Raw genomic sequence first — 14002 nt, 5'->3', positions numbered from 1 at the left:
GAATGAATATTATTCTTCAGTTTTTTCCTCTGTAGAATCAGCAGCTTCAGCCGTTGGTTCAGCAGCTTTTTCTTCTACTACAGGCGCTTCAGCAACTACAGCTTCTTTTTTAGCTGTTGTAGATCTTCTGCTTCTTCTTGTAGCTTTTTTCTCTTCAGCATTCGGATTGTAAAGCTCATTAAAGTCTACTAATTCGATAAGAGCAGTATCAGCAGCATCACCTGGTCTGAAACCTGTTTTAATGATTCTTGTATAACCACCGTTTCTCTCAGCGATTTTAGGAGCTACTGTTCTGAACAATTCAGCAACAGCTTCTTTATTTTGAAGATAAGAGAAAACAACTCTTCTGTTATGTGTAGTATCTTCTTTTGCTTTTGTTAATAGAGGCTCAACATATACTCTCAAAGCTTTTGCTTTAGCTACAGTAGTGTTGATTCTTTTATGCTCAATTAGAGAACAAGCCATATTAGAAAGTAAAGCACTTCTGTGAGAAGCTGTTCTTCCTAAGTGATTGAATTTTTTACCGTGTCTCATTATTAATTATTTATCAGCGTCTAACTTATATTTTGCAACGTCGAAACCGAAGTTAAGACCTTTTGAATGCACTAATTCTTCTAGTTCTGTCAAAGATTTTTTACCAAAATTTCTGAATTTCATCAAATCAGACTTACTGTAAGAAACCAATTCTCCAAGAGTTTCTACTTCAGCCGCCTTCAGACAGTTAAGGGCTCTTACGGAAAGATCCATATCTGCTAATTTAGACTTAAGGAGTTGTCTTGTATGAAGCGTTTCCTCATCATATTGGATAGATGCTTTTACGGCTTCTGTTTCAAGCGTGATTCTCTCATCAGAGAACAGCATGAAGTGATAGATTAATATCTTTGAAGCTTCTGTTAAAGCATTCTGCGGACTGATAGATCCGTCAGTTTCTATATCTAATACAAGTTTTTCGTAGTCTGTTTTTTGCTCTACACGATAATTTTCAATGCTATACTGTACTTTCTTGATTGGCGTGAAAATAGAGTCGATTGCAATAGTACCTACAGGTGCATTGTTTGACTTATTTTGTTCAGAAGGAACATATCCTCTACCTTTTTCAATATTGAAAGTAATTTCGAAAGTTACATCACTGTTTAGGTTACAGATCACCAAATCCGGGTTTAACACCTCAAATCCGTTGATTGATTTTCCTAAATCACCAGCAGTAATAACCGTCTGTCCTGAAACTTTGGCAACAACCTGCTCATTAGACTGGTTTTCTGCCGTAGCTTTTAATCTTACCTGCTTAAGGTTAAGAATAATTTCGGTAACATCTTCGATTACTCCTGGAATAGTTGAAAATTCGTGCTCTACACCTTCTATTTTGATAGATGAAATAGCATAACCTTCCAGAGAAGAAAGCAACACTCTTCTCAAAGCATTACCGATTGTAAGCCCGAAACCTGGTTCTAGTGGTCTGAATTCAAATTGACCTCTAAATTCATCAGAGTTAAGTAAAATTACTTTATCGGGTTTTATGAATTGTAAAATTGCCATATTATTGGGTTGAGCAAAAATTTGATTAAAAAATTATTTAGAGTAAAGTTCGACGATCAGCTGTTCCTTGATGTCTTCCGGAATTTGGATTCTCTCAGGAGCAGAAACGAAAGTACCTTCTTTCTTCTCATCGTTGAATTGTAACCACTCATAATTTGCTTTAGAAGCTAATGCGTTTGTAACAACTTCAAGAGACTTAGATTTTTCTCTTACAGCGATTACATCACCTGCTTTTAGCAAATAAGATGGAATATTTACCAGCTCTCCGTTCACAGTAATGTGTCTGTGAGAAACAAGCTGTCTAGCAGCAGATCTTGTTTTAGCAAAACCTAATCTGTAAACTACATTATCCAATCTAGATTCGCAAAGTTGTAATAGAACCTCACCTGTTACACCTTTACTTCTGTGTGCTTTGTCGAATAAGTTAGCAAACTGTCTTTCTAAGATACCGTAAGTATATTTAGCTTTTTGTTTTTCAGCCAACTGAACTGCGTATTCAGATTTTTTAGCACCTCTTCTTTTGTTAGGACCGTGTTGTCCTGGCGGTTGGTTTTTTCTTTTCTCGAAGTTTTTGTCATCTCCGTAGATTGCAGCACCAAACTTTCTAGCAATCTTAGTTTTAGGTCCAATATATCTTGCCATAATGGGTAAATTCTAAAAATTAAACTCTTCTTCTTTTTGGTGGTCTACATCCATTGTGCGGCATAGGAGTCACATCAATGATTTCGCTAACTTCAATTCCTGAATTGTGAATAGATCTGATCGCAGATTCTCTACCTGCACCAGGACCTTTTACAAACACCTTTACTCTTCTTAATCCAGCTTCGTGAGCTACAGCAGAGCAATTTTCAGCTGCCATCTGAGCAGCAAATGGAGTATTCTTTTTAGAACCTCTGAATCCCATTTTACCGGCAGAAGCCCAAGAGATAACCTCTCCGTTTTTATTTGTTAAAGAAATGATGATGTTATTGAAAGAAGCCTGAATATGAGCTTCACCAATAGCCTCAACTTTTACTTTTCTTTTCTTAACTACTTTAGTTTGTTTTGCCATAATTCCTAACGATTATTTACTAGCTTTTTTCTTGTTAGCAACAGTTTTTCTCTTTCCTTTTCGGGTTCTAGAGTTGTTTTTCGTTCTCTGGCCTCTTAAAGGTAATCCAAGTCTGTGACGTATTCCTCGTTGGCATCCTATGTCCATCAATCTCTTGATGTTCAATTGCACTTCAGATCTTAGCTCTCCTTCTACTTTTACGTTTTCAGAGATATAGTTTCTGATTGCAGCCAATTCATCGTCATTCCATTCGTTGACTTTCTTGTCTTCGCTGATACCGGCAGCTTTAAGGATTTCTGAAGAAGTACTTCTTCCAATTCCGTAGATGTAAGTTAAACCGATAACACCTCTTTTGTTTTTTGGTAAATCAATACCTGAAATTCTCGCCATAATTTAATGTTAGCCTTGTCTTTGTTTAAATTTTGGGTTCTTCTTGTTGATTACGAATAGTACACCTTTTCTGCGTACGATCTTGCAATCAGCGCTTCTTTTTTTAATTGATGCTCTTACTTTCATTTGAAAATATTTATTTTTTAACAACAGCCAAATGGAACGAGTGCTCCACTTGGCAGATTGTATTAATATCTAAATGTAATTCTCCCCTTCGACAAATCGTAAGGAGACATTTCTAATTTTACCTTATCACCAGGTAATAACTTAATATAATGCATACGCATTTTACCAGAGATATGAGCAATAAGGACATGCCCATTTTCCAGCTCAACACGGAACTGAGCGTTCGAAAGTGCTTCCGTTATAACGCCATCTTGTTCAATATGTTTTTGTTTTGCCATAAATTAATATCCAGTCGTTCTTGATAATTTAGACTGCATTAAGCCATCATAATGATGGTTCAGCAGATAGGTATTAATCTGTTGAACAGTATCTAAAATTACTCCCACCATAATCAATAGTGACGTTCCCCCGAAAAATAAGGCGAACGCATCTGTCTGAACAAAGCTTCCGTGTACAATTGCCGGAAGGACTGCAAAGATAGATAAAAAAATTGCACCTGGCAAGGTAATTTTTGATAAAATATCATCTAAATAATCAGCGGTCTCTTTTCCTGGTCTCACTTTCGGTACTAAACCTCCGTTTCTCTTCAAATCATCAGCCATTTGGTTTACCGGAATTGTGATCGCAGTATAGAAGAATGAGAAAATAATAATCAATAGCGCAAACAATACATTGTACTGCCAGCTAAAAACATTCTTGAAACCTGCAAGAAAAGTGTTTGACTCATCTACTTTTGTTAATAACCCCGGTACGAACATCAGCGCCTGTGCGAAGATGATCGGCATTACACCGGCAGCATTTACTTTCAATGGAATCCACTGTCTTGCTCCTTGCATAAGATTTCTGTTTACACCTCCTCTTGCCTGAGCTCTGCTTACATACTGGATAGGGATTTTTCTAACAGCAACGGATAATACCACCGCTAAAAGTACAACCAACATCCAGAAAATTACTTCAATAAGGATCATGATTGATCCCATTCCTCCTTTTCCGTTCTGAACTGCCATTTCCTGTACGAATGCTTCAGGTAATCTTGAAAGAATCCCCACCATAATAAGGATAGAGATACCGTTTCCGATTCCTTTGTCGGTGATTTTTTCACCCAACCACATTGCGAATACTGAACCAGCAACCAAAATAACGATACTTGGCAACCAGAACATGATAGAATTTGGCTCTACATAATATGCAGATGAGAACTGAGCATACGGTAAGAATAATTGAGTAATAGAAGTTAAATAGGAAGGTGCCTGCACAAGACAAACTCCGATCGTTAACCATCTAGTAATCTGGTTCAATGTATTTCTACCTGACTCTCCATCTTTCTGAAGCTTCTGAAGATAAGGAATAGCCATCCCCATCAACTGAACAATAATAGAAGCAGAAATATAAGGCATGATACCTAACGCCATTACGGAAGCGTGGCTGAAAGCCCCCCCCGTAAACGACGAAAGCAAGCCAAGGAGACCTGCTCCTTGCTTGTTACCGCCTTGATTTTTATAATGCTCTAAGAGATCTCCTACTTCTGCAAGGTTAATCGCAGGTAAAGAGATATAAGATGCGAATCTATACACAAGGATAATCCCTAAAGTAAAGATAATCTTATCTCGTAATTCTTTAAGGCTCCAAATATTTTTGAGGGTTTGTATAAATTCTTTCATTAGTAATTATTATAAGGTAATTGCTTTTCCACCTGCTTTAGCGATAAGCTCTTCAGCAGATTTAGTGAACTTGTCAGCTGAGATTGAAACCGCAGATTTCAATTCTCCTCTACCCATAATTTTCACTAATTCGTTTTTAGTAATTAAACCGTTTTCAATTAGAACTTCTCTTGTAATATCTCCTGTGATAGATTTATTCTCGATTAAAGTCTGGATTGTATCCAGGTTAATTCCTCTAAACTCTTTTCTGTTTACGTTTTTGAATCCGAATTTAGGTAATCTTCTTTGTAAAGGCATCTGACCTCCTTCAAAACCGATCTTCTGAGAATAACCCGCTCTTGATTTCTGTCCTTTGTGACCTTTTGTAGAAGTACCACCTTTTCCGCTACCTTGTCCTCTACCAATTCTTTTTGAATTGAAAGTAGATCCTGCAGCTGGCTTTATGTTGTTTAAATTCATTTTAAAATTATTTTAAAAATTATTTTTGAACTTCAAGTAAGTGACTAACTGCAGCTATCATTCCTAAGATAGAAGGAGTAGCTTCGTGTTCTACAACTTGGTGAAGTTTCTTAAATCCTAATGCTTCAAGCGTTCTCTTTTGGGTTTTTGTTCTTCCAATAGCGCTTCTTACTTGTTTTACTTTGATTGTTGCCATTGTTTATATATTAACCGTTAAACACTTTACTTAGAGAAACTCCTCTCATTCTAGCGATTTCTTCAGGTCTTCTGATATCCAATAACGCTTTGAAAGTAGCTTTCACCACGTTGTGAGGGTTAGAAGATCCTTTTGATTTTGAAAGGATATCGTGAATACCAGCAGATTCCAATACCGCTCTTACCGCACCACCGGCGATAAGCCCTGTACCGTGAGAAGCAGGTCTTAAGAAGATATCTGCACCACCGTATCTGGCAGTAGTCTGGTGAGGGATTGTGTGGTTCATTACAGGAACTTTCACAAGGTTTTTCTTAGCATCTTCAACTGCTTTAGCAATTGCAGAAGCAACCTCTTTAGATTTTCCTAGTCCGTAACCGATTACTCCTTCTTCATTTCCTACAACTACGATTGCAGAAAATCCGAAAGCTCTACCTCCTTTAGTTACTTTTGTTACTCTGTTAACAGCTACGAGACGATCTTTAAGTTCTAATCCTCCCGGTTTTACTCTTTCTATATTATCTAGTCCTAACATATTTCCGAAATTTAATGATTAGAATTTAAGTCCACCTTCTCTCGCACCATCAGCTAGAGCTTTAATTCTCCCGTGATATACGAATCCGTTTCTATCAAATACAATATTTTCGATTCCTGCAGCGATAGCTTTAGCAGCGATAGCTTTACCTACAGCAGCAGAAACTTCAGTCTTAGTTCCGTTAGCTTCAACACCCTTCTCTCTTGAAGAAGCAGAAGCTAAAGTTTTTCCACTGTTATCGTCGATTAACTGAGCGTAAATTTCCTTATTACTTTTGTATACAGATAATCTTGGCAATTCAGAAGATCCAGAGATTTTTCCTCTTACTCTTCTTTTGATTCTTATTCTTTTTTCTACTTTACTTAATGCCATAATACTTATAATTTATTAAGCAGATTTACCAGCTTTACGTCTAACAATTTCTCCTACGAATCTTACACCTTTTCCTTTGTATGGCTCAGGCTTTCTGAAAGAACGGATCTTTGCAGCTACCATCCCTAGAAGTTGGTTGTCGTGAGACGTTAAAGTAATAATTGGGTTTTTACCTTTTTCAGTCAATGTATCAACTTTTACTTCGCTTGGAAGTTCCAATACGATACCGTGAGAGAATCCTAAAGCCAACTCAAGTTTTTGACCTGCGTGTGAAGCTCTGTATCCTACCCCTACTAATTCCAGTTTCTTTTCGAAACCATTTGAAACACCAACAATCATGTTGTTGATTAACGCTCTGTATAAACCGTGAAGCGCTTTGTGTTGTTTAGCATCAGATGGTCTGTTTACGTTCAGCTCTCCATCTTTCTGTTCTATAGTAATTCCGCCTGTAAGCTCCTGAGAAAGTTCTCCTTTAGGACCTTTTACAGTTACCACACCATTGTTTTCAGTGATTGTAACTCCTGCTGGAACTGTTATAATTGCTTTACCAATTCTTGACATTTTCCTGTGATTAAAAATTAATAAACATAGCAGATTACTTCACCGCCTACTTTCTCTTCTCTAGCTTTCTTGTCAGTCATTACTCCTTTAGAAGTAGAGATGATAGAAATACCCAAACCGTTTAGTACTCTTGGAAGTTCAGTTGAACCTTTGTACTGTCTCAAACCTGGTCTAGAAGCTCTTTGGATAGACTTAATAGCTGGTTTGTTGGTTTGCTTGTCGTACTTTAAAGCGATTTTGATCGTTCCTTGAACAGCGCTATCTTCAAACTTGTAGTTTAAGATATACCCTTGATCAAATAAGATCTTAGTAATCTCCTTTTTGATTTTCGATGCAGGAATTTCCACCACTTTGTGGCCTGCGCTTTGTGCGTTCCTTACTCTTGTTAGGAAATCTGAAATTGGATCTGTTACCATTTTTCTTTATAAATTATTGGTTAAAGAACAATCAGTATTGCAAGGACTTGAAGCGTAAAAATATCAGACCTCAGAAATCTTCAGTCTGATATTATTTATTCTTTAGTATCCAGACAACTTAATTGTCCCGATTTTTAATTAGTAATTATTACCAACTAGCTTTTTTAACTCCAGGGATAAGACCGTTGTTTGCCATTTCTCTGAAAGTTACTCTGGAAATACCAAACGTTCTCATGTATCCTCTTGGTCTTCCTGTCAGTTTACATCTGTTGTGTAATCTTACAGGAGATGCATTTTTTGGTAATTTCTGAAGTGCTTCATAATCACCTGCTTCTTTTAAAGCTTTTCTTTTATCAGCGTATTTAGCAACTAACGCTTCTCTTTTGCGCTCACGCGCTTTCATTGATTCTTTAGCCATTTCTTAGTTCTTTTTGAATGGTAAACCGAAGTGAGTTAATAATGCTTTAGCTTCTTTATCTGTTTTCGCAGTAGTAACGAAAGTGATGTCCATCCCCTGGATTTTTTTCACTTTGTCGATTACGATCTCAGGGAAAATGATCTGCTCAGTGATCCCTAAGTTATAGTTACCTCTACCGTCGAAACCATCCGCTTTGATTCCAGAGAAATCTCTGATACGTGGCAATGCAGAAGAAGTTAATCTGTCTAAGAACTCATACATTTTATCAGCTCTAAGAGTAACTTTAGCACCTACAGGCATTCCTTTTCTCAATTTGAAAGCAGCTTCGTCTTTCTTAGAGATCGTACCAACAGCCTTTTGACCAGTGATATTCGATAATTCTTCAACAGCATAATCGATGATTTTCTTGTCTGCTGTAGCATCTCCTAAACCTTGAGATAAAACAATTTTCTCAAGTCTTGGCACCTGCATTACAGATTTGTATCCGAATTCTTCCATCATTGCTGGAACAATCGTTTCTTTATATGCTTTTTTGGGTCTTGCTATATATTCCATGTGTTATTTAAAATTATAAAGTTTCACCCGTTTTTTTGTTGATTCTTACCTTCTTATCTCCTTCGATTTTGTAACCTACTTTGATAGCTTTTCCGTCTTTACCAACTAAAGCTACGTTTGAGATATGAATAGAAGCTTCTCTTTCAACGATTCCTCCTTGAGGATTTGAAGCTGAAGGCTTAACGTGTTTTTTAACGATATTAAGGCCTGCAACAACTACTCTAGGGTCTCTTCCTTCTTTTTTGATCACTTCAATAACTTCACCAGTCTTACCTTTGATATCTTTCTTACCAGTAGTAATGATTACGTTATCTCCTCTTTTTATTTTTAACTTTGACATTTTTTAAAAATTTTAAATATTAAAGTACTTCAGGAGCTAATGAAATGATTTTCATATATTCTTTGTCTCTCAACTCACGAGCAACTGGTCCGAAAACACGTGTTCCTCTCATTTCTCCCGCTGCGTTTAGCAATACACAAGCATTGTCTTCGAATTTGATGTATGAACCATCTTTTCTTCGTACTGCTTTTTTAGTTCTTACTACTACAGCTTTAGATACCTGACCTTTCTTAGCGTTTCCTGATGGTGTAGAATCTTTGATAGTAACAACGATTTTATCACCAACTGAAGCATATCTTCTTCTGGTTCCTCCCAGAACTCTGATAACCAATACTTCTTTAGCACCTGTGTTATCAGCAACTTTTAATCTTGATTCTGTTTGTAACATTATTACTTAGCTTTTTCAATGATTCTTACTAATCTCCATCTCTTGTTTTTGCTCATAGGTCTAGTTTCCTGGATCAGAACTGTATCACCTTCTGTGCATTCGTTGTTCTCGTCGTGTGCAGTATATTTTTTCGTTTTCAATACGAATTTACCGTACATCGGGTGCTTTACTCTTGTAGTTTCACTAACAACAATAGTTTTTTCCATTTTATTGCTGGAAACCACTCCGATTCTTTCTTTTCTTAAATTTCTATCCATTGTAAAATGAAATTATTGTTTGTTAGTTAACTCAGTGTTTAGTCTAGCGATTGTTTTTCTCAAATCTCTGATTTGGATCGGGTTTTCAATTGGGCTGATTGCGTGAGCCAATTTCAGTTTTGAATATTGAGCTTTTGCTTCAGTTAATTGGTTTTGAATATCACCCGCGCTTAAATTTTTAATATCAGCTTTTTTCATTGTATTCAAAGATTAAAGAGGTTTAACAAAATCGTTAGCAACTATAAATTTAGTAACAACTGGTAATTTTTGTGCCGCAAGTCTAAGAGCTTCTTTCGCTACTTCGTAAGGAACACCTCCTACTTCGAACATAATTTTACCTGGTTTTACTACAGCTACCCAATATTCCACGGCACCTTTACCTTTACCCATCCTTACTTCGGCTGGTTTTTTAGTAATCGGCTTATCCGGGAAGATTTTGATCCATAGCTGACCTTCTCTCTTCATATATCTTGTCGCAGCGATACGAGCAGCTTCAATTTGTCTTGCAGTGATCCAAGCACCTTCTGTCGCCTTGATTCCGAAAGTCCCATAAGCAAGTTGATTACCTCTCTGGGCATTCCCCTTCATTTTCATCTTATGTACTCTACGGAACTTGGTTCTTTTTGGTTGTAACATAATTTCTAAATTTTAGATTTTAGATTTTAGATTTTAGATTTTTTTTATTTTAAAAAAGTAACGGTAATTTAAAATTCAAAATGTTCTAATCTAAAATTTTTAATTATTATTGTTATTATTATTGTTGTTTTTTCTAGGTCTTCTGTTGTCTCTGTCTCCTCCTCTGTTATCTCTTCTGTCAGACTGACCACCTTTTTTCTGTTGTCCCACTAGTGGAGAAAGTTCTCTTTTACCGTAAACTTCACCTTTCATGATCCATACTTTTACACCTAGTTTTCCGTACTGAGTCAATGCTTCACCGATGTGGTAATCGATATCTGCTCTGAAAGTAGACAATGGAATTCTTCCTTCTTTGAAAGATTCTGATCTTGCCATTTCAGCTCCGTTCAATCTACCAGAGATTTGAACTTTGATACCTTCTGCACCCATTCTCATTGTACCTGCCATCGCCATCTTAACAGCTCTTCTGTAAGAAATTCTGTTTTCGATTTGCTTAGCAATGCTGTCAGCAACTAATACTGCATCCAGCTCAGGTCTTTTGATTTCGAAGATGTTGATCTGAATATCCTTTTTAGTCAATTTTTTCAACTCTTCTTTCAGTTTATCAACTTCCTGACCTCCTTTACCGATAATAAGTCCCGGTCTGGCGGTAGTAATTGTAACTGTTACTAATTTTAATGTTCTTTCAATATAAATTCTTGAAATCCCACCTTTAGATAATCTAGCTTCAAGGTATCTTCTGATTTTGTAGTCTTCCGCGATTCTGTCTCCATAATCGTTTCCGCCAAACCAGTTAGAATCCCATCCTCTGATGATACCTAATCTGTTACCAATTGGATTTGTCTTCTGTCCCATACCTTGATTAATTTTCTTTATTACCTAAGATTAATGTAACGTGGTTAGATCTTTTTCTGATTCTATACCCTCTACCTTGTGGAGCTGGTCTTAGTCTCTTCAATTGTCTTGCACTATCCACGAATATTTCTTTAACGATAAGGTTTGCTTCCTCGATGTCAGCACCTTCGTTTTTTACCTGCCAGTTGGCAATTGCAGAAAGAAGTAATTTTTCTAATTTGTTAGAAGCTTCTTTCTTAGAATATTTAAGGATATAAAGAGCTTTATCTACTTGCTCTCCTCTAATGATATCAGCAACTAATCTCATTTTTCTCGGAGAAGATGGGCAGTTATTTAATGAAGCTTTAACAACGTCTTTGTTAGCTTCTTTTCTTGCGATTGAACTATCTTGTTTTCTTGATCCCATGATTATCTGCTTCCTTTGTTTTTGTTACCACCATGACCTCTGAAAGATCTTGTTGGAGAAAATTCGCCTAACTTGTGACCTACCATGTTTTCTGTAACATATACAGGGATAAAAGATTTCCCGTTGTGTACAGCAATAGTTTGTCCTACGAAGTCCGGAGAGATCATCGATGCTCTAGACCAAGTTTTGATAACTGTCTTCTTACCAGACTCTATATTTGCCTGAACCTTCTTATCTAAAGTATGATGAATGAACGGTCCTTTTTTAAGTGATCTTGCCATAATTATTTTCTTTTAGATACGATGTAACGGTTAGACACTTTGTTTTTCTTTCTAGTTTTGTAACCTTTAGCCGGTTTACCGTTTCTAGATCTTGGGTGACCTCCAGAAGAACGTCCTTCACCACCACCCATTGGGTGATCTACTGGGTTCATTACAACCGCTCTTGTTCTTGGTCTTCTACCTAACCATCTGCTTCTACCAGCTTTACCTGATACAGTTAATTGGTGATCAGAGTTGGAAACTGAACCGATCATTGCCATACATTCAGTAAGGATCATTCTAGATTCTCCTGAAGGCAATTTGATGATTGCATATTTTCCGTCTCTTGAAGTTAATTGAGCTGAAGAACCAGCACTTCTTGCTAAAATAGCACCTTGACCAGGCTTCATTTCAACACAAGAAATTACAGTACCCAATGGAATATTTTTCAATTTCATTGCGTTTCCTACGTTTGGTTCTACGTTCTCACCTGAAACTACTTTCTGATCTACTTTGATACCGTTTGGAGCGATGATATATCTCTTCTCTCCGTCTGCGTACTCTAATAAAGCGATAAATGCAGTTCTGTTTGGATCGTATTCTACAGATTTTACAGTTGCTTCAACGTTTGCTTTGTTTCTTTTGAAGTCAATAATTCTGTATTTCTTTTTGTGTCCACCTCCGGTGTAACGCATGGTCATTTTACCTGTTTGGTTACGTCCACCTGACTTTTTAATACCAACGGTTAGAGATTTCTCTGGTTTGTTGGTAGTAATTTCCTCAAAATTGTTTACAATTCTGAATCTCTGTCCCGGGGTGATAGGTTTTAATTTTCTAACAGACATTACTATTATTTATAATTATAATTAATTTACAGCAAAAATATCGATAACCTCACCTTCAGCAAGTTTGATTACCGCTTTTTTCAATTTATTCGTCTTTCCAACCTGAAGACCTTTTTTAGTATATTTCGCAGATACTCTAGGAGCATAAATCATTGTATTTACGTCTGCTACTTTTACACCGTAAGCCGCCTCAACAGCTTTTTTAATCTGGATCTTATTCGCTTTGGTATCTACCAAGAAAGAATAAGTACCTCTTAAATCCGTAAGGTAATTAGCCTTTTCTGAAATAACTGGTTTAATAATAACTGACATGATTTATTTCTTTAAATTTTCCTGGAATTTTTCAACTGCACCTTCGAAGAATACAATCTCACCTGCATTTACTAAATCGTAAGAACTGATTTCGTTGAAGTTCATTACTTTAGTTTTAGGTAAGTTTCTTGAAGATAAATATACATTCTTGTTAGCTTCAGGAAGAACGAATAAAGATTTTTTACCGTTAAGTTCCAATGCATTTAATACATTGATGAAATCTTTAGTCTTAGGAGCGTTTAAGCTCAAATCTTCTAAAACTCTGATGCTGTTGTCTCTCATTTTCTGAGATAAAACAGATTTTTTAGCTAATCTCTTAAGCGCTTTGTTCAATTTGAATCTGTAGTCTCTTGGTTTTGGTCCGAATACTCTACCTCCACCTCTGAACACAGGAGATTTGATATCCCCGTATCTTGCAGAACCAGATCCTTTTTGCTTCTTAAGTTTTTTAGTAGAAGCAGTGATTTCGCTTCTTTCTTTTGCTTTATGAGTTCCTTGTCTTTGTGCAGCAAGGTACTGTTTAACTTCTAAGTAAACCGCGTGCTGATTTGGCTCGATTCCGAATACTGTTTCGTCCAGAGTTACTTTTCTTCCGGTCTCTTTTCCTGATGTATTTAATACTACTAGTTCCATTTTCTGATAATTACATAAGAATTTTTAGCTCCCGGAACAGCACCTTTTACTACTAAAAGATTCTGATCTTGATCCACTTTTAATACCTGAAGGTTTTGTACAGTTACCTGCTTACCTCCCATTCTACCAGCCATTCTCATCCCTTTGAATACTCTTGAAGGGTCAGATCCAGCACCGATAGAACCTGGAGCTCTAAGTCTGTTGTGCTGACCATGAGTTGCCTGCATTACACCTCCAAAGCCGTGTCTTTTAACAACCCCTTGGAATCCTTTACCTTTAGAAGTACCTGTTACGTCAACGAATTCACCTTCAGCGAATAAGTCTACAGTTACTTCTTCTCCTACTTTCACTTCATCAACGAATTCTCTGTAGAACTCTACCAATTTAGCTTTAGGAGCAGAACCAGCCTTTTTAAAATGACCAGCTAACGCTTTACCAACGTTCTTCTCACTCTTGTCATCGAAACCTAATTGCACAGCTTTATAACCGTCTTTTTCTAAGGTTCTGACCTGTAAAACCGAGCACGGACCAGCTTGAATAACTGTACAAGGAATGTTTTTTCCTTCTTCGTTAAACAAAGATGTCATACCGATTTTTTTACCAATAATACCTGACATTGTTTATATAATAATAAAATTTATCCTTTATTTATCATCATTTTCAGGAAGTCTGAAGTAATTTCTACGTTTGATATAGGCATACTACGCCCCTAAAATGAGTGTGCAAATTTATGAATAATTTTATAACTGACAAATATTTCATGCAAAATATTTTGATTTTTAATCAATTAGAACGTT

General features: G+C 36.5%; 28 protein-coding genes. All 28 read right to left on the bottom strand.

What is annotated here, in order from left to right:
- Positions 1-9: 9 nt before the first annotated feature.
- The 28 genes from rplQ to rplC all read right to left on the bottom strand — a co-directional run bounded on the left by rplQ (position 10) and on the right by rplC (position 13822).
- On the bottom strand, positions 10-534 hold the full coding sequence (rplQ, locus tag AC3WV0_RS09270) for a 50S ribosomal protein L17 (protein ID WP_027381321.1): 525 nt from the start codon (positions 532-534) through the stop codon (positions 10-12).
- 6 nt (positions 535-540) lie between these two features.
- Complete coding sequence (locus AC3WV0_RS09265; RefSeq protein ID WP_029297744.1) at positions 541-1536, bottom strand: DNA-directed RNA polymerase subunit alpha; 996 nt, start codon at positions 1534-1536, stop codon at positions 541-543.
- A gap of 33 nt (positions 1537-1569) precedes the next feature.
- Complete coding sequence (gene rpsD, locus AC3WV0_RS09260; RefSeq protein WP_029297746.1) at positions 1570-2178, bottom strand: 30S ribosomal protein S4; 609 nt, start codon at positions 2176-2178, stop codon at positions 1570-1572.
- Between the two features lie 19 nt (positions 2179-2197).
- Positions 2198-2587 carry a 30S ribosomal protein S11 gene (gene rpsK / locus AC3WV0_RS09255; protein ID WP_002983263.1) on the bottom strand — a complete coding sequence of 130 codons (390 nt, stop codon included), beginning with the start codon at positions 2585-2587 and terminating at the stop codon, positions 2198-2200.
- A 12-nt stretch (positions 2588-2599) separates the two neighbouring features.
- Positions 2600-2977: a 30S ribosomal protein S13 gene (gene rpsM / locus AC3WV0_RS09250; protein ID WP_042720400.1), complete on the bottom strand. Its 378-nt coding sequence runs from the start codon at positions 2975-2977 to the stop codon at positions 2600-2602.
- A gap of 9 nt (positions 2978-2986) precedes the next feature.
- A complete protein-coding gene (gene rpmJ, locus AC3WV0_RS09245) occupies positions 2987-3103 on the bottom strand; it encodes a 50S ribosomal protein L36 (RefSeq protein ID WP_007839480.1) in 117 nt (38 codons plus the stop codon).
- 62 nt (positions 3104-3165) lie between these two features.
- Positions 3166-3381 (bottom strand): translation initiation factor IF-1, encoded by a 216-nt coding sequence (infA, locus tag AC3WV0_RS09240; protein WP_029297754.1) that lies wholly within the window; start codon positions 3379-3381, stop codon positions 3166-3168.
- A gap of 3 nt (positions 3382-3384) precedes the next feature.
- On the bottom strand, positions 3385-4764 hold the full coding sequence (gene secY / locus AC3WV0_RS09235) for a preprotein translocase subunit SecY (RefSeq protein ID WP_066434454.1): 1380 nt from the start codon (positions 4762-4764) through the stop codon (positions 3385-3387).
- 9 nt (positions 4765-4773) lie between these two features.
- The gene (rplO, locus tag AC3WV0_RS09230) at positions 4774-5223 is read right to left on the bottom strand and encodes a 50S ribosomal protein L15 (RefSeq protein WP_089999864.1); all 450 of its coding nucleotides are present in this window, start codon (positions 5221-5223) and stop codon (positions 4774-4776) included.
- 19 nt (positions 5224-5242) lie between these two features.
- The gene (rpmD, locus tag AC3WV0_RS09225; protein ID WP_007839493.1) at positions 5243-5419 is read right to left on the bottom strand and encodes a 50S ribosomal protein L30; all 177 of its coding nucleotides are present in this window, start codon (positions 5417-5419) and stop codon (positions 5243-5245) included.
- Positions 5420-5429: 10 nt separating this feature from the next.
- Entirely contained in the window at positions 5430-5951 is a 522-nt protein-coding gene (gene rpsE, locus AC3WV0_RS09220; protein WP_034712988.1) for a 30S ribosomal protein S5, read from the bottom strand.
- Between the two features lie 18 nt (positions 5952-5969).
- Positions 5970-6323, bottom strand: a complete 354-nt coding sequence (gene rplR / locus AC3WV0_RS09215) for a 50S ribosomal protein L18 (RefSeq protein ID WP_089999865.1) — start codon at positions 6321-6323, stop codon at positions 5970-5972.
- A 15-nt stretch (positions 6324-6338) separates the two neighbouring features.
- Complete coding sequence (gene rplF, locus AC3WV0_RS09210) at positions 6339-6884, bottom strand: 50S ribosomal protein L6 (RefSeq protein ID WP_488845820.1); 546 nt, start codon at positions 6882-6884, stop codon at positions 6339-6341.
- Positions 6885-6901: 17 nt separating this feature from the next.
- Positions 6902-7300: a 30S ribosomal protein S8 gene (gene rpsH, locus AC3WV0_RS09205; RefSeq protein WP_029297768.1), complete on the bottom strand. Its 399-nt coding sequence runs from the start codon at positions 7298-7300 to the stop codon at positions 6902-6904.
- A 148-nt stretch (positions 7301-7448) separates the two neighbouring features.
- On the bottom strand, positions 7449-7718 hold the full coding sequence (gene rpsN, locus AC3WV0_RS09200) for a 30S ribosomal protein S14 (RefSeq protein ID WP_007839501.1): 270 nt from the start codon (positions 7716-7718) through the stop codon (positions 7449-7451).
- 3 nt (positions 7719-7721) lie between these two features.
- On the bottom strand, positions 7722-8273 hold the full coding sequence (rplE, locus tag AC3WV0_RS09195; RefSeq protein ID WP_089999867.1) for a 50S ribosomal protein L5: 552 nt from the start codon (positions 8271-8273) through the stop codon (positions 7722-7724).
- Positions 8274-8286: 13 nt separating this feature from the next.
- The gene (rplX, locus tag AC3WV0_RS09190) at positions 8287-8613 is read right to left on the bottom strand and encodes a 50S ribosomal protein L24 (RefSeq protein ID WP_072883927.1); all 327 of its coding nucleotides are present in this window, start codon (positions 8611-8613) and stop codon (positions 8287-8289) included.
- A gap of 19 nt (positions 8614-8632) precedes the next feature.
- Complete coding sequence (gene rplN, locus AC3WV0_RS09185) at positions 8633-9001, bottom strand: 50S ribosomal protein L14 (protein WP_007839504.1); 369 nt, start codon at positions 8999-9001, stop codon at positions 8633-8635.
- A gap of 2 nt (positions 9002-9003) precedes the next feature.
- Entirely contained in the window at positions 9004-9258 is a 255-nt protein-coding gene (rpsQ, locus tag AC3WV0_RS09180) for a 30S ribosomal protein S17 (protein ID WP_076391860.1), read from the bottom strand.
- Positions 9259-9270: 12 nt separating this feature from the next.
- Positions 9271-9456, bottom strand: a complete 186-nt coding sequence (rpmC, locus tag AC3WV0_RS09175) for a 50S ribosomal protein L29 (RefSeq protein WP_089999869.1) — start codon at positions 9454-9456, stop codon at positions 9271-9273.
- Positions 9457-9468: 12 nt separating this feature from the next.
- Complete coding sequence (rplP, locus tag AC3WV0_RS09170) at positions 9469-9894, bottom strand: 50S ribosomal protein L16 (protein ID WP_089999870.1); 426 nt, start codon at positions 9892-9894, stop codon at positions 9469-9471.
- A gap of 99 nt (positions 9895-9993) precedes the next feature.
- Positions 9994-10749 (bottom strand): 30S ribosomal protein S3, encoded by a 756-nt coding sequence (gene rpsC, locus AC3WV0_RS09165; protein ID WP_072883925.1) that lies wholly within the window; start codon positions 10747-10749, stop codon positions 9994-9996.
- 7 nt (positions 10750-10756) lie between these two features.
- The gene (gene rplV, locus AC3WV0_RS09160) at positions 10757-11155 is read right to left on the bottom strand and encodes a 50S ribosomal protein L22 (protein WP_029297778.1); all 399 of its coding nucleotides are present in this window, start codon (positions 11153-11155) and stop codon (positions 10757-10759) included.
- Between the two features lie 2 nt (positions 11156-11157).
- Entirely contained in the window at positions 11158-11436 is a 279-nt protein-coding gene (gene rpsS / locus AC3WV0_RS09155; protein ID WP_002983209.1) for a 30S ribosomal protein S19, read from the bottom strand.
- 2 nt (positions 11437-11438) lie between these two features.
- Positions 11439-12260 (bottom strand): 50S ribosomal protein L2, encoded by an 822-nt coding sequence (rplB, locus tag AC3WV0_RS09150; RefSeq protein WP_072883924.1) that lies wholly within the window; start codon positions 12258-12260, stop codon positions 11439-11441.
- A gap of 21 nt (positions 12261-12281) precedes the next feature.
- Positions 12282-12572, bottom strand: a complete 291-nt coding sequence (gene rplW, locus AC3WV0_RS09145) for a 50S ribosomal protein L23 (RefSeq protein WP_029297784.1) — start codon at positions 12570-12572, stop codon at positions 12282-12284.
- A gap of 3 nt (positions 12573-12575) precedes the next feature.
- Complete coding sequence (gene rplD / locus AC3WV0_RS09140; protein ID WP_089999871.1) at positions 12576-13205, bottom strand: 50S ribosomal protein L4; 630 nt, start codon at positions 13203-13205, stop codon at positions 12576-12578.
- Positions 13196-13822 (bottom strand): 50S ribosomal protein L3, encoded by a 627-nt coding sequence (gene rplC / locus AC3WV0_RS09135; RefSeq protein WP_488845819.1) that lies wholly within the window; start codon positions 13820-13822, stop codon positions 13196-13198. Before rplC ends, rplD begins: the two co-directional genes overlap by 10 nt.
- Positions 13823-14002: the final 180 nt, after the last annotated feature.

The organism is Chryseobacterium sp. 27AL, from assembly GCF_057815395.1.
The sequence above is the reverse complement of the archived record's forward strand: the minus strand, read 5'-3'. Positions and strand labels throughout refer to the sequence as shown.

Excerpts from the sequence above, each read along its gene's own strand:
- rplQ (WP_027381321.1), bottom strand. The coding sequence starts at position 534 with ATGAGACACGGTAAAAAATTCAATCACTTAGGAAGAACAGCTTCTCAC.
- AC3WV0_RS09265 (WP_029297744.1), bottom strand. The coding sequence starts at position 1,536 with ATGGCAATTTTACAATTCATAAAACCCGATAAAGTAATTTTACTTAAC.
- rpsD (WP_029297746.1), bottom strand. The coding sequence starts at position 2,178 with ATGGCAAGATATATTGGACCTAAAACTAAGATTGCTAGAAAGTTTGGT.
- rpsK (WP_002983263.1), bottom strand. The coding sequence starts at position 2,587 with ATGGCAAAACAAACTAAAGTAGTTAAGAAAAGAAAAGTAAAAGTTGAG.
- rpsM (WP_042720400.1), bottom strand. The coding sequence starts at position 2,977 with ATGGCGAGAATTTCAGGTATTGATTTACCAAAAAACAAAAGAGGTGTT.
- rpmJ (WP_007839480.1), bottom strand. The coding sequence starts at position 3,103 with ATGAAAGTAAGAGCATCAATTAAAAAAAGAAGCGCTGATTGCAAGATC.
- infA (WP_029297754.1), bottom strand. The coding sequence starts at position 3,381 with ATGGCAAAACAAAAACATATTGAACAAGATGGCGTTATAACGGAAGCA.
- secY (WP_066434454.1), bottom strand. The coding sequence starts at position 4,764 with ATGAAAGAATTTATACAAACCCTCAAAAATATTTGGAGCCTTAAAGAA.
- rplO (WP_089999864.1), bottom strand. The coding sequence starts at position 5,223 with ATGAATTTAAACAACATAAAGCCAGCTGCAGGATCTACTTTCAATTCA.
- rpmD (WP_007839493.1), bottom strand. The coding sequence starts at position 5,419 with ATGGCAACAATCAAAGTAAAACAAGTAAGAAGCGCTATTGGAAGAACA.
- rpsE (WP_034712988.1), bottom strand. The coding sequence starts at position 5,951 with ATGTTAGGACTAGATAATATAGAAAGAGTAAAACCGGGAGGATTAGAA.
- rplR (WP_089999865.1), bottom strand. The coding sequence starts at position 6,323 with ATGGCATTAAGTAAAGTAGAAAAAAGAATAAGAATCAAAAGAAGAGTA.
- rplF (WP_488845820.1), bottom strand. The coding sequence starts at position 6,884 with ATGTCAAGAATTGGTAAAGCAATTATAACAGTTCCAGCAGGAGTTACA.
- rpsH (WP_029297768.1), bottom strand. The coding sequence starts at position 7,300 with ATGGTAACAGATCCAATTTCAGATTTCCTAACAAGAGTAAGGAACGCA.
- rpsN (WP_007839501.1), bottom strand. The coding sequence starts at position 7,718 with ATGGCTAAAGAATCAATGAAAGCGCGTGAGCGCAAAAGAGAAGCGTTA.
- rplE (WP_089999867.1), bottom strand. The coding sequence starts at position 8,273 with ATGGAATATATAGCAAGACCCAAAAAAGCATATAAAGAAACGATTGTT.
- rplX (WP_072883927.1), bottom strand. The coding sequence starts at position 8,613 with ATGTCAAAGTTAAAAATAAAAAGAGGAGATAACGTAATCATTACTACT.
- rplN (WP_007839504.1), bottom strand. The coding sequence starts at position 9,001 with ATGTTACAAACAGAATCAAGATTAAAAGTTGCTGATAACACAGGTGCT.
- rpsQ (WP_076391860.1), bottom strand. The coding sequence starts at position 9,258 with ATGGATAGAAATTTAAGAAAAGAAAGAATCGGAGTGGTTTCCAGCAAT.
- rpmC (WP_089999869.1), bottom strand. The coding sequence starts at position 9,456 with ATGAAAAAAGCTGATATTAAAAATTTAAGCGCGGGTGATATTCAAAAC.
- rplP (WP_089999870.1), bottom strand. The coding sequence starts at position 9,894 with ATGTTACAACCAAAAAGAACCAAGTTCCGTAGAGTACATAAGATGAAA.
- rpsC (WP_072883925.1), bottom strand. The coding sequence starts at position 10,749 with ATGGGACAGAAGACAAATCCAATTGGTAACAGATTAGGTATCATCAGA.
- rplV (WP_029297778.1), bottom strand. The coding sequence starts at position 11,155 with ATGGGATCAAGAAAACAAGATAGTTCAATCGCAAGAAAAGAAGCTAAC.
- rpsS (WP_002983209.1), bottom strand. The coding sequence starts at position 11,436 with ATGGCAAGATCACTTAAAAAAGGACCGTTCATTCATCATACTTTAGAT.
- rplB (WP_072883924.1), bottom strand. The coding sequence starts at position 12,260 with ATGTCTGTTAGAAAATTAAAACCTATCACCCCGGGACAGAGATTCAGA.
- rplW (WP_029297784.1), bottom strand. The coding sequence starts at position 12,572 with ATGTCAGTTATTATTAAACCAGTTATTTCAGAAAAGGCTAATTACCTT.
- rplD (WP_089999871.1), bottom strand. The coding sequence starts at position 13,205 with ATGGAACTAGTAGTATTAAATACATCAGGAAAAGAGACCGGAAGAAAA.
- rplC (WP_488845819.1), bottom strand. The coding sequence starts at position 13,822 with ATGTCAGGTATTATTGGTAAAAAAATCGGTATGACATCTTTGTTTAAC.